This is a genomic window from Chelativorans multitrophicus (genome assembly GCF_011317445.1).
Taxonomy (GTDB): Bacteria; Pseudomonadota; Alphaproteobacteria; order Rhizobiales; family Rhizobiaceae; genus Chelativorans; species Chelativorans multitrophicus.
Map to the genome: position 1 here is coordinate 1,841,712 of NZ_JAAAPL010000001.1, position 14,485 is coordinate 1,856,196.

Below are 14,485 nucleotides of genomic sequence, written 5' to 3' on the forward strand. Positions count from 1 at the left end.
TAAATGCGGCGCCTGTTAATGGCAACAAAATGCTCCCGCCGTAGCTGTCGGCGGGAGCAGGTAGTGGTGCGGCTAGACCGCCTTGAAGTAGTTGAACTGCCAGTTATTGCCGTCGGGCAGGACGGCTGGCTGCACCGATGCCTGATAGCCCAAGGCGAATACGTCATTGGTCAACCAGACCATCGACGCTGTTTCATCCATAAGCTTTTGCAATTCGATGATCTGCTTGACACGGCTTTCGCGGTCGAGATTACGACCACTTTCTTCCTGGATGCGGGCAAATTCCGGGCTATCCCAACGCTGCCAGTTCCAGTCGCCGATCTGGTTCGGCAGAAACCAGCGGGCATTGTAAGTGGGGTCCGGATTGGCGTTGAAGCGAAGGATGAACAGTTCGAGTTGCTCGCCCGATTCCCCTTTGCCCGAAGACCAGAAGGTGCCGGCTTCGCGCTGATCGATTTCGATATTGATACCGACTTCCTGCAGCAGGGCCTGCGCCACCAGCCCCATGTTCTGGAAGGCAGGCTCATTGAGAATGGTCAGCTTGAGCGTCAGCGGCAGCGCTACGCCGGCCGAGGCCAGCAATTGGCGGGCCTCATCGACATTACGCTGATAGACCGGCGCATCGGCCCAGTGGCCGAGCAGGCCGGGCGGGATCATGGCGTTGAGACGCTGGGCATTGCCCTGATAGCCCGCCAGCACCATCTGCTCGACGTCGATAGCGGCGCGGATCGCCTGGCGGACGGCCAGTTTGTCCAACGGCGCCTTCTGCATGTTCATGCCCAGCCAGATGAAGCGCTGGCCGGGGCGCTTATCCACCACAACGCCGTCGATGCCGGCCATCTCGTCCGCGGAATCGACCGACAATTCGGTGAACTGGATTTCGCCGGCCCGTAGCGCCACCTCTGCCGTCTTCTGGTTGGCTATATAGACCAGGTTGCAGGTTTCGAAATCGGGCGTATAGGCCGTGAATTCTGGATTGCGCACCAGGGTCACGCCGCGATGGTCCTCATAAGCCGACACCATATAGGGGCCCGAGCCGATCGGCTTGCGGCTGTGCTCCTTGCCTAACGCGGCGACGGCCTTGCGCGACTGGATCGCACCGGACGAGCCGGTGAAAATGACCCCCCAGATGCTCGGCGAGGGCTTAGACAGGATGATGCTGCCCGAATAGGTGTCGTGCACCTGCACTTCCACCAGCGCCGACCAGTCCTCTTTGTAGCTCGACACTCTGCCGTCCGCATCGGGGGTGATATATCGCTCGAAGGAGAATTTGACGTCATCGGCTGTCATTTCGCCGTAGCCATCGGTGAACATCTGGCCCTTTTTCAGGGTAAAATCGATCTGGAGTGGGGAGACCTGCTCGATGCTCTCGGCCGCGTCCAACTCATATTCGTAGGAGTTGGGAATATAGCTCACCAAGCGCTGGAATACGGCGCGGATGATATTGCTGTCGGTGGTGCCCGCCATGAACGGGGGGTCAAGGTTCTGAATTTCGCGGCTGATGCGGATGGAAAGGGTCCGCTGATCCTGCGCCCATGCGAAACCAGCGGGCAGCGCTGCCGTGCCGGAGAGGCCAGCAATGCCAGCGAGAATGGATCGGCGGGTAAAGTTCGTACTTGTTAACATGTCCTACGCCTCGGTGATCTGTTTGATATCGTGGTCTACTCGGCAGGAACTTCGGCTTTCCGGTGCGCACCAGAAAGCTCCAGGGAATAGGGAAAAAGGCACCGCACCAGCGAGCCGGTTTCCGTTCTGGTCAGCTCCGGTACGGTTTGGGCGCAGGCAGGTTGCGCCACCGGGCAGCGGGTATGGAAGCGGCAGCCCGATGGCGGCCTGGCATTGCTGGGCATCTCGCCCTGCAGGATAATCGCATTGGCGGCCCCGCCTGCCGACAGCAGCGGATTGGTCGATAGTAGCGTGGTGGAATAGGGGTGGGCCGGCCGCTCGAACAGCGTCTCCGTTGGCGCATCCTCGACGATCTGGCCGAGATACATCACGATGGTGCGCTGCGTCACTCGCTTGATCACATGCAGATTATGGCTGACCATGATGAAGGTCAGATTCATCTCGCGCTGGAATTCCAGAAGCAGGTTGAGCAGTTCGCCCTGCACTGACACGTCGAGGCCGGCGGTCGGCTCATCGGCCACCAGGACCGAGGGGCGCAACAGCAGTGCGCGGATCACACCAACGCGGCGCGCCTGACCGCCGGAAATCTCGTGCGGATAGCGTTCGAGGATCGATGCCGGCAGGCGCAGCCGCTCCAGCAAGGTGTGAATGCGCGCCTCGGTTTCCCGCCGGTCGAGACCATGAATGGCGACCGCTTCCCGCATCAGCCCGCCGATTGTCATACGCGGCGAGAGCGTCGCGACCGCATCCTGCATCAGCATCTGGATCTGGCGGCGGAATGCCCAGGAGTCGGCTTTCAGTGCTTGCTGCACCGACTGGCCGACCACTTGAACATCGCCGTAGGTGGCCCGTATCAGCCCGACCAGCAGGCGGCAAAGCGTGCTCTTACCGGAGCCGGATTCGCCGACGATGCCAACGGTCTCGCCGTCATCGATCTCCAGCGACACCCCATCGAGCGCCCGTATGGAGTTGAGATAGATTACGCTTGTCCTGTCCAGGCGGACGGAGGTGCCGGTCGTCATGTGATATCCTCAAGCCGGGCGCAGGCGGCCAATTGCCCCTTGAACGGCCGCAGAGCCGGCATGGCGCGCTCGCACTTCTCGACGGCGTAGCTGCAACGTGGCGCAAAGATGCAGCCGGGGGGCGTGTCCACCGGCTCGGGCACCTTTCCGGGAATAAAGGCCAGTGGCACGTTCCGCGGTTGGTCGTCGATTTCGCAGCCGATCAGCGCACGGGAATAAGGGTGCAGCGGCTTTGCCAGCACATCGCGCACGGCGCCAAGCTCGACGAGATGGCCGCCATACATCACCGCGACCTCGTCGCAGAGCTGCAGCACGGTGCCCAGGTTGTGCGAGATGAAGATGATCGATCCCGAAAACTCATTGCGCAGGCGCCGCAGCAAATCGATAATCTGGGCCTCGATAGTGGCATCTAGCGCCGTGGTCGGCTCATCGGCGATCAGATATCGGGCTGGCACAACAGCGCCATGGCGATCATGACTCGCTGGCGCATGCCGCCGGACAGCTGTCCGGGATAGTCCTTCATACGGCGCTCGGCATCAGTAAGGCCAACCTTGGCCAAGGCCGCACTCGCCCGCTTGACAGCGTCTTCCTGTGAGGTGCCGGGGTAGCGGTTCTGCACCACATCGACCAATTGCGTGCCGACGCGGAATACCGGGTTCAGCGCCGTCATCGGGTCCTGGAAGATCATGGCGAGCTTGTTGCCGCGGACGCTCTGCATATTGGCGCTGCTCAGCGTGAGCAAATCGACGCCATCGAGCATGACGCTTCCCTCGGCATTCAGCCCGGGAGCCAGAAGACCCATGATGGTGCTGACAAGGCTGGACTTGCCCGAACCCGATTCTCCCACAATGCCCAGAATCCGGCCGCGCTCGACCGAGAGATTGATGCCGCGCAGGATTGAAGCAGTGCCCCTATCGGTCTTGGCCGTCAGGCGCAGATCGGTAATGGACAAAAACGGCTCAGTCATTCTTGCCTCCACGCTGCGAACGTGGGTCGATGGCATGGCGCAGGGCTTCCCCGAACATGGTGAAGGCCAGGGTGGCGATCGCCAGGGCCGTGCTGGAGATCAGCACCGGCAGCACCGACTTGGAGATATTTTGATAGCCGTCCTGCAGCAGCCCGCCCCAGCTCGCCAGCGGCGGACGCAGGCCCAGGCCCAGAAAGGACAGGCTGGCTTCGATGGCGATGACGATCGGGATATCGAGGGAAGCGATGACGATCAGCGGCGCCAGGATATTGGGCACGATATGAAAGAACAGGATGCGCAGCTCGGAGGCGCCGAACACCGTTTCGGCTTCAATATAGGGCTCGTTTTTGACCGAGAGCACCTGCGCCCGCGCAACGCGCCCATAATGGGGCACAAGGCTGGTGGCTATGACGATGATCAGCATTGGCATCGATGAACCGAGCACGGCGACGGCGGCCATGGCCAGGATCACGCTGGGAAAGGACGACACCGAATCGAAGGAGATCAGGATGAAGCGCTCGATGGGGCCTGGTACATAGGCCGACAGAATGCCGAGCGTCATACCAATGGCCAGGGCGATCGCGATCACCGAAAGCGCCACCACGACGGCTACCTGCGTGCCATAGATGTGGCGGCTCAGCAGGTCGCGTCCAAGCTGGTCGGTTCCCAACCAATGCTCGGCCGACACACCGGACAGACGATTGACGAGGTCAAGCTTGTTCGGATCGTAGGGCGCCAGCAACGGCGCGAAGAGCGCCACCAAAAGGATTGTCGTCACTAGCGCCAGGCCGATGGCGCCGCTTGGATACTGCGCCGTCCGGCGCAGCGTATTGAGAAGAATGGAGATGTTTCTCGTCATACTCACCGCCGGTTGTATCGGATACGAGGGTCGAAGAACGAATAGCTGAGTTCAGTCAGCAGATTGATGGCGACGAAAATGACAACGACGATGAAAACCGAGCCCTGCAGCACGGAAAAGTTGCGCGCCTGCAAGGCAGCGTAAAGCACGCTTCCCAGTCCCTGGCGCGCGAAGATGATTTCGATCAGCACCGCGCCGCCCAGCAGCCGCCCGATGCCCATGCCGATAATTGCCAGCGTGGGAATAATGGCGTTCTTGAGGGCGTATTTATAGTGGATCATGTTTTCGCGCAGGCCATAGGCCCGGGCGGTGCGGACATAGTTCTGCCCCAGCGCTTCCAGCATCGAGGTGCGCACGAGCCGGGCGATCAGCCCGATCCACCCCAGCGCCAGCGCGACCGTCGGCAGGACCATCCGGGCCAGTTGATCGCCCAGATCCGCAGAATCGGAGACGCCCAGCACGGGCAGCCAGTTAAGCCAGATCGAAAAGACGATGAGCAGGAAAATGCCTAGAATGAAGCTGGGAACCGACACAACGACGACTGAAATCATGGCCATCAGCGTGTCGGCGACCGAACCTTTGTGCACCGCGCCATAAACGCCCGCCGGAATGCCGATCAGGCAGGCCAACGCCATCGAGCCGAGGGCCAGCGCGAAGGTGTGCGGCAGTGCAGCCCAGACGATGGCATTAACACTGCGTCCGGAAATCACGTCGGTACCGAGATTGCCCGCGGCAACCTGGGTGAAAAAGCGCCACAGGCGCACATAGATTGGCTGGTCGAGCCCCATTTCAGCGATAAACTGGCGGGCATATTCCGGCGTGGCCATAGGTCCAAGCAGCGCGGTGGCGGGATCGCCCGGCACCACGTTGAGCAGCATGACAATGACCAACATTGCGCCGAAAACCGACATTACGGCGGTCAGAACGCGATTGAAGACGTAACTTTCAAATAGCCGCAAGCAATTCCCCTCACGTTTGCAGCGCATGATGCGAGAAACAGAGCGCGCATTTTTCCACCCGCCATCTCAGCGTGGCGGCTTGAGGGGGATGATATCGTGACACTCGCATCACATAATATCCCAAATTCGGAACACTCTATCTTACCCACCCTGAATTGTCTGACGATATCCAGCAATATCAATGGTTTATGATGACAACCACAAAGCATGCCGGGGATTACGCCCTTCATAGGACAGCACTCAGGGAGCCGGCGGAAGCATCGGCATGCGGCTGAACTAGCCTCGGGCCGTGCAAGGCCGCAGGGCAAGCACTATGCCGACCGTAGAACAGAGTGCCCCACCGGCAATAAAAGTGCCGGGCATGCCGAGCCAGTCGCCTGTCGCACCCACAATAAGCGAGCCGAGCGGCACGATGCCAAGCAGCATCATGGAATACATCGCCATGATCCTGCCGCGCAGGGCCGGTGGCGCAAAATGCTGCAGCAGCGTATTGGACGACAGATTCTGGGATAGGATCGACAGGCCGAGCGGTAGTGCCAGCAGCGCGGTTACCCAGTAAAGGCCCGAAAAGCCCATGCCGATCAGCACCAGCCCCAGCGCCACGGTCGACCAGGCAGGAAAGACATTGAGCTGCTCGATGCGATCACGGACGGTCAGGGCAAGCACCGCGAGCATGGCCCCCACCCCAGTCAGGCTCATCAGCATTCCTGCCGCATCGGCATCCCGCCCCAGCATGTCGCGGACCAGCACGGGCAGGAAGTAGAAATAGGGCACCGAACAGAAGCTGCAGGTTGCAACCAGCACCAGCAGCCGCCCGATTTCCGGGCGTGCCCGCACAAAGGCAAAGCCCTCGGACATATCCCCAAAGAAGCCCTTACGCGCGACGGGAATGCGTTGCGGCGGGCGTATTCGGCTCAGCACGAAGATCATGGGTAGATAGGCCAGCCCCTTGAGTACGAAGCACCAGCCCTCGCCGGCCATGGCCACCACTGCGCCCCCGACCGCCGGACCGATCAGTCGCGCCATGTTGAACAGCATGGAATTGAGCACAATGGCATTGCGCAGGTCGTCAATTCCGACCAGTTCCGCTACGAATACCTGCCGCGCGGGATTGTCGAAGGCGGCCAGGATGCCCAGCCCCAGCGTCGTCACCACCAGCAGGTGAACGGTGACTGTCCCGGTCAGAGTTGCAATGGTCAGGATCGTGACCAGCACGACATAGCCGGCCTGCAGCAGGATCAGCAATTTGCGAAGGTTCATCCGGTCGATGATCGTCCCGGCGACCGGACTCAGCAGGAAGGTCGGACCCATGTCGCACACGGCCAATACGCCGAGCATCCAGGGCGAACCGCTCAGCCGCCACATCAGCCAACCCATTGCGATGGAATGTATCCAAGTGCCGATCAGCAGCGGAATCTGAGCGAGGAAATAGCGCTTATAATCGGGATTGCGCAACGCGCGGCTGATTCGTGCCCAACGGGCGCCCTGGCTCTCCACGTCGTCCGGCACCCAATTCCTCCCAGTTGCGGGTCCCAACCCAGGGTCGGTTTCCCGCGGCTCGCTCCTTACGACGACAGACTAGGATCGAGAGCGAAGAAGCCGTCGATCTCCGGGAGGCTCGCAAGGCTCAGCAATCCCGCCATGCTCGCCTCCGCAGCCAGACCGCTCTCGATGGCCTCGATTTCCTGCGATAGCGGCCGGTCCGCGCGCTGGAAGCCAGCGCGGGTGCGCACCAGGTCATAGATCAGCTTGGCAACACCCTTTGGCGCGTCCCCGGTAATGTCGATGGCCTGCGCGGTGAGCACGCCTTCGAGCGCCGCAAGTTGGCGCAAGGCCGACACCTGCTGTTCGAGGCGCTCCACCACCAGCGGCAGGAATGTCGCTTCGTCCTCCTGCCCGTCCGCCAGCACCATGATCTGGGCGGAAACTGGCGAGGCCAGCGACAGAACTCGCGCGAACAATGCGCCCGCCAACTTGATGACCGGTCCCATGCCGGTGGCAATCTCGCCATGTGGCACCAGATTGACCGGCAGGCCGCGCCGCCCGCCATTGCCCAGCAGCACGCAACGGTTGAAGCCGTTGCGCGCCACATGAGCGATAGCCAGTTGCGCCGTTTGCAGGAAAAGCGTGACATCGAGCGGCAGCGATCCGCCCGAAGTCAGAACCCGGCCATTGACCACTACCGGATTGTCGTCGGTACGGCCGGTTGCCGCCAAGATGGTGCGCCCGGCCGCAACGAGCCCATCAAAAGCCGCCCCGAACACCTGCGCCATCATGCGCAGGCTCAACGGGTCCTGCACATGGGTGGCTTCGGACCATCCCCAAACTTCCGCATTGTCGTAGAGCCAGGCTCCCACAATTGCCTTGCACGCCCCATCCAGCTGGCTAGCGGCCAGCCAGGGGTCGCGTGAGGCGCCCAGAGCCCCCGCCGAGGTCAGCCCGACAGCCAGCGCCATGCGGAACACGCCGGCCGCCTCGCGTATGGCATGAGCGGCTGCGGCATAGGCGATAGCATTGGTGGAAATGGAGGCGAGGCTGTCGCGTGGCGCAAAGATCATGGGTACGATGCCCGCCTGGGACAGCGCCAGCTCTGCCGGCATGCGATGGCCGCGGGCATACACCTCCCCTGCCCCGGTCAGCACTGCGCCAATCTGGCCCATAAGCCCGATATCGGCGCAGCCGATCGAACCGGTGCGCCGCACCACGGGCACCAGATCGGCACGCATCATGGCCAGATAGATATCGACCAATTCGCCGGAGACACCGACATGCCCGTTCAGGGCCATATTGATGCGGATCGCCATAGCGCTGCGGATAACCGCTGGCGAAAAGGTCTCGCCGGTCCCGAAACTATGCGCGTGGACAAGGCTGAAATTGAACAGGTCCTGATCGGCAGCGGTCCAGGACACATCCTTCATCGCGCCGACGCCTGTTGTCGCACCATAAACCGGGTGGCCGGCCGCGATATGGTCTTCGAGGACCCGTCGCGCCGCGCGCACTCGCCGCATCGCCTCGTCATCGGCGGTCAGCTCGACCTTGCCGGCTGCTATGCTCGCCAATTGGGCAAAGCTGAACGGCTTGCCCTTTAGTTCGAGAACGGTGCGCGACGCCAGCATTGCCCAGAAGCCATCCCCAATGATGACCCAGCACTACTGGATTGGCCTCACACCGGTGATATCCTAAATTCGGAACGGGAGATGTTGCTAGCGGAACCGGGCCGACAGGACAGGGGCCGACGCTCTTTGTTCAGCGGCGGCACGGCAAGTCCTGCATCAATCCCACGATGTCTACCACAAGGCCGGCGCCAGATCCTTTCTGCAGCGTGTTAAGAGGCTGGCTGAGCGACATCCAAGCTGGCCCCCTCTCCACATCAGGGATTGATGATGGCCACTTCTCCGGGGGAAGTTCGCTCAACCTTTCCCCTTCTTTATATCCATTTAGTCATTCACGATCGAATCGATGGCGCTTTCGAGCGCTTTCGACGCCTCGGCAACGGTGCGCTCCGCAGCTTCCACCTTTGCCTGCTGCGCAGTCGTGATGCCCAGGAGACAGGCGGCGCTGCTCGTCACGGCGGAGGGAGCAGGACTTCCTTCGTTCGTCCTGCGCTCCACAAAGGCGCGCACATCGACAGCATCGGCAATGTCAAAGCCGTCGAGGTCCTCGGCGGCAATTTGCGCTTCTGCCAGCGCTGTTCGCAACAAAGCGAGATCCACTTGGTCGGGCGGCAGGCGCCGCTCGGTCGCAAGTCGAACGAGGATCGAAACGACATGGTGGGCTTCACGCCAGTTCAGCCCGAGATGCCGCACCAAGGCACTCGCGACATCGGTCGCCTGGCTCCAGCTGTTTTCCGTAAGGCGCATGGCGCGTTGTGGATCGATTTCGGTGCTGGCGATGAGATCGGCCATCTGTGGCAAGCGCTTGATGATTTTGCCGACGAGTGCCCAGACGGCGTTTTCTGCCGTCTTTCGCGCGTGCACTGACTGCCCGGTGGTTCCGAACTCTGTTCCGCTTACCAACAGCAAAGTGGAGGCCGCTTCAGCGCCCATGGCGCGCAATTCATGCAGAAAGCTCGGATTCCTCTTCTGTGACATGATCGAACTGGTGTCGCAGAAGCGGTCTGGAATAACGGCTATGCCTGCTTCCTGGGTGGACCAGAACAGCAAATCCTCCGCCAAGCGGCCCATATTCGCGCAGAGCAAGGAAAAGATCGACACATATTCGGCAAACACGTCGTTGCTCAATGTGGCATCCATCGTATTGACGAGGATGCCGTCAAATCCGAGCAATGTCGCGACACGGCTCCGATCGATGGCAAAGTCAGTGCCGGTCGCCACAGCGGCGCCGGCAGGCGACAAGTTAAGCCGGTCGAGACCGCCCAGCAGCCGCTGCGTATCCCGGTGAAACACGTTTGCCCACATCATCAGCCAATGTGCATAGGTGGTGGGCTGCGCGGGCTGTCCATGGGTGTAAGCAGGTATGATGCAATCGAGATGGTCGGGCGCTGTATTGAGAATGGTCAACTGCACGTCAATCAGTTGCCTTGCCATGGAAAGTACAGCCGTTCTGAGAACTATTCTCCTGCTCACACCGGCAAGATCGGCCGAACTCCTGCCAAGATGGATAGTGCCACCCAGTTTGGGGCCCAGCCGCTCAGTCAGGTAATATTCGCCCGAATGCAGCGCCCCACCCACGCGCATCCTGGTGGCGACGGCACCTTCCTTTTCCATATGACGGAGCGCGCTCAGCATAAGTGCGCCGTCCTGCCGCCCCACAAGCCCTTGCTCGACCAGCATGACGAGATGGGCCTTGTCGAATGCGTGAACCGCCTCCAGCTTGGTCTCGACCGTCCGTGAATCATACCGGTCCAATCCGCCGACCATGGGCTCGGTCAGCCGGCCGTTAGCGGTGCGTATGAGGGTGGCTGTATTCTCAGTCATGATCCTACCTGTGGGGCGAGTTGGAATGGGTAACGGCACGCCATGGGGTCACCTGCCCCGCAAATGCCTTATCAGCGACGTCCGCACCTGCTCGGGAAGCGCGTTTTTTCGCCACGCCAGGAGCAGAGCCTGGGTGTATTCGTCCGGTATCGGCATTTGCCACAAATCATACGGCAGATGGCCGACAACCGACCTTTGCAGCACCGTGATATAGCCGTAGTCCGAAACCAGCCGGACGATCACCGGTATGGAATCGGACTCGAGGATGTCGAGGCTGTAGAACTCGTCCTTGCTGACGACGTCCGACATGAACCTGTCGCAGACCTGCCTGAGGCCGCTCTTCTTGCTGAGCAAAGCTATTTTCCGGCTGCGGAACAGGGCTTTGAAATCCGGCAGCGGCGGCGCAGCCGCATTGCTGCCGACGACGCAAAGCCTGGATTCGGAAAGAACCTCTTTCTCATATTCCAGCGGAATATTGAGATGATCGAGCAGCACCGCGTCGAAGCGGCGCGATTTGAGGCCGAGCATCAGCTCATCAGCGGTAAGGCCGATTATCGAAAGAGGCTGACGCGGCCGTTCGTCCGCCCATCGCGCCGAGAGCCGCGCGAGCATTTCCGCCACGAAGCTCTCGTGGCCGAGTGGCATGATGGTGCCCAGGCTCCACGTGGATACGGCCCGCCGAAAATGCTCGGCGGCAGCGAATGAAAGCCTGTCCCAAGCATCAAGAATTCGACCGGCGATAGCCAATACAATGGCTCCATTTTCGGTGCACACCACGCCATGCCGGCTTCGCTTGAATATCTCGAGCCCCAGATGGCGCTCGACATCACCGATTTGCCGCGTGAGCTGGGGCTGCCCCATTGCGATGACCTTGGCCGCCTTTCGGATGCTGCCGCGGTGCGCCACGATGGTTATCCGGCGTAGGGCCTCGATACCGATCGGCGGGATGACCCCATCTTGCGAGGCCAGACTGCACAGCCGGCGCACCTCGGCATCGATCAGCGCCAAGGCCGGCGCCCGGCGCTCCGCCTCCAACGTGAGGGAAAGAGCCCGGCCTTCTCGGCGCACCATGGGTATGCCGACAGCGTTCTCAAACCGCACAAGCGCGCCGCTGACCGTGGATGGCGACTTGTCTATCAGCCGACCGGCATGGCGTATGGACCCTGTTTCGAAGACGGCGTGCACCATAGTGAGTGTGGGTAGGTCCATCTTGCGGCGTGTCCGAGCTGCCAGTTATTCCCTGACCGGTGGCCAGTATTCTCCACGTTCCGGCCAGGAATAGGGAATGCTGCGGTCCGGGGAGAGCGGAATGTCTACCTTTGTGCCATAGGGATAGCTATCGCGGTGGCTGTCCCGATCGCGCAATCTGAACGCCATATCGCCGGGCAAGACCGCATATGGCTCATGCTTGCCCAGCTCGGCCGCAGCATGTGCCGGCCAATTCGGGTCCCATATGGCGCCGCGAGCGATGGCAATGAGATCGGCTTCGCCGGCCTGCAAAATGGCCTCGGCACGGCGGGGGCTGGTGATCAGGCCAACGGCAAGGGTCGGCATTCTGGCGCCGTGCCGCAGGGCTTTGGAATATTCGACCTGGAATTCGGGGACGCGCGGCACGGGTGGAAAGACGCCATCGCCATTCATACCGCCGGACGAGCAGTCTATAAGGTCCACGCCGATTTCGCGGAGCTCGGCTGCAAGCGCAATGCTGTCCTCCACAAACCATTGGCCGCCACGCCCATCGACCACCGACATGCGGAAAAACAACGGCTTGTCCGCCGGCCACGCCGAGCGGACGGCCTCCGTGACCTCCAGCACGAACCGCATGCGCCCGGAGCGATCGCCGCCATAGGCGTCGGTTCTCTTATTGGCCAGCGGGGACAGGAACTGGTGCAGCAAATAGCCATGGCCACCATGGATTTCACAGATGTCGAAACCCGAATCCACGGCCCTGAGGGTGGACTCCTTCCATATGGCCAACATGTCCTTGATATCGGCATGCGACAGTTCATGGGGAACGGAGGCATCGGGGCACCAGGCGAAAGGGCTCGGCGCCACCCCCTGCCAAGGGGGCAGTCCCGCCCGGGCATCCTCCTCGGTGAGAGGCTTCCATCCCAACTCTGCCCCGTGACACGATGCCTGGCGGCCGGCATGGCCCAGTTGGACGGCCGGTACGGCACCTTGAGATCTGATGAAGTCGGTGATTCTGCGATAGGATTTCACATGGTCGTCATTGTAGAGTCCGGCACAGGCGTAGGTCTTCCGTCCGCGTTCCTCGACGGCCGTTTCCTCCGTGAAGACGATGCCGGCTCCGCCCACCGCGAACTTTCCCAAATGGACGAGGTGCCAATCGGTGGGCCCGCCCGCTACCGATCGGTACTGGCACATTGGCGCGACAACGATACGGTTCTTAAGATGAACCGAACGAAGGCTCAGGGGAGAAAACAGAAGGGGCGTGGCAGGATCGATGCTTGCCTGGCTAGTGTTGCGCATTATCCAACTTCCCGGCTTTAAGGGCATCATAGATGCGATCGATGGCGGTCCCGGGCCTCGGATCGGGTGATTTTGAAAGAAGATCTCGTATCGATTGGTGGAGCTCTGCCGAGCCGCGGCCGAGTGAGAGCCCCGGCTGGTCGTCGCGCCTTGCGGTTATCAGGCTGTCGGCCACGACCAGTTCGACCGACAGCATTCGCAGAACGTCGTCCATGGCCTGGGCCGCGCGGCGGACAATGGTGGGCGCATGGTTGCCGACGTCTTCGATATCGCCGGCGGATGGCTGAACAAGGGTGGATAGCGGCTGAAGGGAAGCCGCGATCTGAGCCTGCAGGACATTGCAGATTTTGGCGAAGCCGAAGGCGCTTGCCGTCGGCTGCCGCGCCAGCATGTCAATCTTGGTGAAATGCGTGTTGATCAGGCGACCGGCGCGCTGCATGGACGCATTGGAGAGATGGGCAAAGGCGACGGCCATAGACTGTATGTCGAGCACCCAAGGCAACGGATCGAAATAAGCGGTGGGTATCGCGCCACCGAACAGATGATCGTCACCCCCGCCGAAATAGGGGCGCAGATGCTCGGAAACATCGTCAGCCCGGCATGTCACAATGCTGGGATTGTCTTCGATGCTATTGATCTGCACCGACAGATTTTTTCCTAGCCGATCGATGCTTTCGGCACATACTGCATGCATCAGCGGTGCTGTGCGAAAGCTCAGGGGATCCTGAAGATATCGCTCCGGGGATGGACGCCACAAATAGCTGCCATCGAGAATGTCGCGAAGCTGCGCCAGGATGTCGGTATAATGCATGAACGGCCGGGTAATGCCTGCGATTTCAAGCAGCGGAGCCACATTGCCATTCAGCGCCTCAAGGCTCATGGCATAGGTAATGTTGCCCGCTGCCAATACTGTCCGGGCTGCCTCCAGCAGCAGGCACCCCTGGCCAGCAGACAAAGCGTTGGACGACATGAGCGCCATGGCATCTCGACCAACTGGACGCAGAATGGGAAGACTGGCCCTGCGCAGCGCCTCATCTGCGGGAAGAACAGTGCCGTCCTCTATTTGGATGTGCCCCACGCCCATCATCGCGGCGCCGATATAGGAAAGGCTGGAGAGGTCGCCGACGCCCACCGACCCCGTTCCGGGGACAATGGGCGAAAGGCTCCTATTGACCATCGCCAGCAAGAGCTGGATCGCCTCGGCGCTAATGCCCGAACCACCAGCAAGCAGCGTGTTGAGCCGCACGATCATGGCCGCCCGGACTTCCACACGATCAATGGGCTGGCCGATCGCCCGACAATGGGAGAGCAGCAGATTGCGATTGAACTGCCGGCTGCGCTCCTCTTCGTCAAGAGCGGCGAATTCCCGATAGTCATCTATCCTGACCTGGCGTGCCATGCCCACGCCGCGGTTCACACCATAGATCGGAATGTCGGCGCGTGCCGCCCATGCCAGGGCACTTCTGGAGAGGTCTGCCCTTTCCATGCCCTGCGGGCTTGGCAGTACCTTGCAGGACGTTGCCGCCGCCGCGGCAACGTCCTCGGGCTTCAGCGCGCCTGTGCCCAGAACTAGGTCTTTGTCAGAACTCGACATATTGATCCGGTTCTTGGCCGGTGCTCTTCAG

12 protein-coding genes are annotated in these 14,485 nt (G+C 61.2%); all 12 read right to left on the reverse strand.

The window, feature by feature from the left end; all coding sequences use genetic code 11:
- Positions 1 to 72: 72 nt before the first annotated feature.
- The 12 genes from GNP00_RS08815 to GNP00_RS08865 all read right to left on the reverse strand — a co-directional run bounded on the left by GNP00_RS08815 (position 73) and on the right by GNP00_RS08865 (position 14,454).
- The gene (locus GNP00_RS08815) at positions 73 to 1,383 is read right to left on the reverse strand and encodes an ABC transporter substrate-binding protein (protein ID WP_166015935.1); all 1,311 of its coding nucleotides are present in this window, start codon (positions 1,381 to 1,383) and stop codon (positions 73 to 75) included.
- Between the two features lie 278 nt (positions 1,384 to 1,661).
- Complete coding sequence (locus GNP00_RS08820; protein WP_166015937.1) at positions 1,662 to 2,648, reverse strand: oligopeptide/dipeptide ABC transporter ATP-binding protein; 987 nt, start codon at positions 2,646 to 2,648, stop codon at positions 1,662 to 1,664.
- Positions 2,645 to 3,103 (reverse strand): ABC transporter ATP-binding protein, encoded by a 459-nt coding sequence (locus tag GNP00_RS23705; protein WP_198139693.1) that lies wholly within the window; start codon positions 3,101 to 3,103, stop codon positions 2,645 to 2,647. Before GNP00_RS23705 ends, GNP00_RS08820 begins: the two co-directional genes overlap by 4 nt.
- Positions 3,085 to 3,615: an ATP-binding cassette domain-containing protein gene (locus GNP00_RS23135; protein ID WP_198139694.1), complete on the reverse strand. Its 531-nt coding sequence runs from the start codon at positions 3,613 to 3,615 to the stop codon at positions 3,085 to 3,087. The genes GNP00_RS23705 and GNP00_RS23135 overlap by 19 nt, the downstream gene beginning before the upstream one ends.
- Positions 3,608 to 4,474 (reverse strand): ABC transporter permease, encoded by an 867-nt coding sequence (locus GNP00_RS08830; RefSeq protein WP_011581943.1) that lies wholly within the window; start codon positions 4,472 to 4,474, stop codon positions 3,608 to 3,610. Before GNP00_RS08830 ends, GNP00_RS23135 begins: the two co-directional genes overlap by 8 nt.
- 2 nt (positions 4,475 to 4,476) lie before the next feature.
- Positions 4,477 to 5,460, reverse strand: coding sequence for an ABC transporter permease (locus GNP00_RS08835; RefSeq protein WP_157038093.1), 984 nt, complete (start codon positions 5,458 to 5,460; stop codon positions 4,477 to 4,479).
- 249 nt (positions 5,461 to 5,709) lie between these two features.
- Entirely contained in the window at positions 5,710 to 6,942 is a 1,233-nt protein-coding gene (locus tag GNP00_RS08840) for an MFS transporter (protein ID WP_011581945.1), read from the reverse strand.
- 56 nt (positions 6,943 to 6,998) lie between these two features.
- The gene (locus tag GNP00_RS08845; RefSeq protein ID WP_011581946.1) at positions 6,999 to 8,549 is read right to left on the reverse strand and encodes an aromatic amino acid ammonia-lyase; all 1,551 of its coding nucleotides are present in this window, start codon (positions 8,547 to 8,549) and stop codon (positions 6,999 to 7,001) included.
- Positions 8,550 to 8,870: 321 nt separating this feature from the next.
- Complete coding sequence (locus GNP00_RS08850) at positions 8,871 to 10,370, reverse strand: argininosuccinate lyase (RefSeq protein ID WP_011581947.1); 1,500 nt, start codon at positions 10,368 to 10,370, stop codon at positions 8,871 to 8,873.
- Positions 10,371 to 10,418: 48 nt separating this feature from the next.
- Positions 10,419 to 11,579 (reverse strand): LysR family transcriptional regulator, encoded by a 1,161-nt coding sequence (locus GNP00_RS08855; RefSeq protein WP_011581948.1) that lies wholly within the window; start codon positions 11,577 to 11,579, stop codon positions 10,419 to 10,421.
- Between the two features lie 24 nt (positions 11,580 to 11,603).
- Positions 11,604 to 12,860: an NADH:flavin oxidoreductase/NADH oxidase gene (locus tag GNP00_RS08860; protein ID WP_011581949.1), complete on the reverse strand. Its 1,257-nt coding sequence runs from the start codon at positions 12,858 to 12,860 to the stop codon at positions 11,604 to 11,606.
- Positions 12,847 to 14,454 (reverse strand): aromatic amino acid ammonia-lyase, encoded by a 1,608-nt coding sequence (locus GNP00_RS08865; protein ID WP_011581950.1) that lies wholly within the window; start codon positions 14,452 to 14,454, stop codon positions 12,847 to 12,849. Before GNP00_RS08865 ends, GNP00_RS08860 begins: the two co-directional genes overlap by 14 nt.
- Positions 14,455 to 14,485 lie beyond the last annotated feature (31 nt).

Coding starts and splice junctions, on each gene's coding strand:
- GNP00_RS08820 (WP_166015937.1), bottom strand. CDS start 2,648: ATGACGACCGGCACCTCCGTCCGCCTGGACAGGACAAGCGTAATCTAT.
- GNP00_RS23135 (WP_198139694.1), bottom strand. CDS start 3,615: ATGACTGAGCCGTTTTTGTCCATTACCGATCTGCGCCTGACGGCCAAG.
- GNP00_RS08830 (WP_011581943.1), bottom strand. CDS start 4,474: ATGACGAGAAACATCTCCATTCTTCTCAATACGCTGCGCCGGACGGCG.
- GNP00_RS08835 (WP_157038093.1), bottom strand. CDS start 5,460: ATGCGCTGCAAACGTGAGGGGAATTGCTTGCGGCTATTTGAAAGTTAC.
- GNP00_RS08845 (WP_011581946.1), bottom strand. CDS start 8,549: ATGCTGGCGTCGCGCACCGTTCTCGAACTAAAGGGCAAGCCGTTCAGC.
- GNP00_RS08850 (WP_011581947.1), bottom strand. CDS start 10,370: ATGACTGAGAATACAGCCACCCTCATACGCACCGCTAACGGCCGGCTG.
- GNP00_RS08855 (WP_011581948.1), bottom strand. CDS start 11,579: ATGGACCTACCCACACTCACTATGGTGCACGCCGTCTTCGAAACAGGG.
- GNP00_RS08860 (WP_011581949.1), bottom strand. CDS start 12,860: ATGCGCAACACTAGCCAGGCAAGCATCGATCCTGCCACGCCCCTTCTG.
- GNP00_RS08865 (WP_011581950.1), bottom strand. CDS start 14,454: ATGTCGAGTTCTGACAAAGACCTAGTTCTGGGCACAGGCGCGCTGAAG.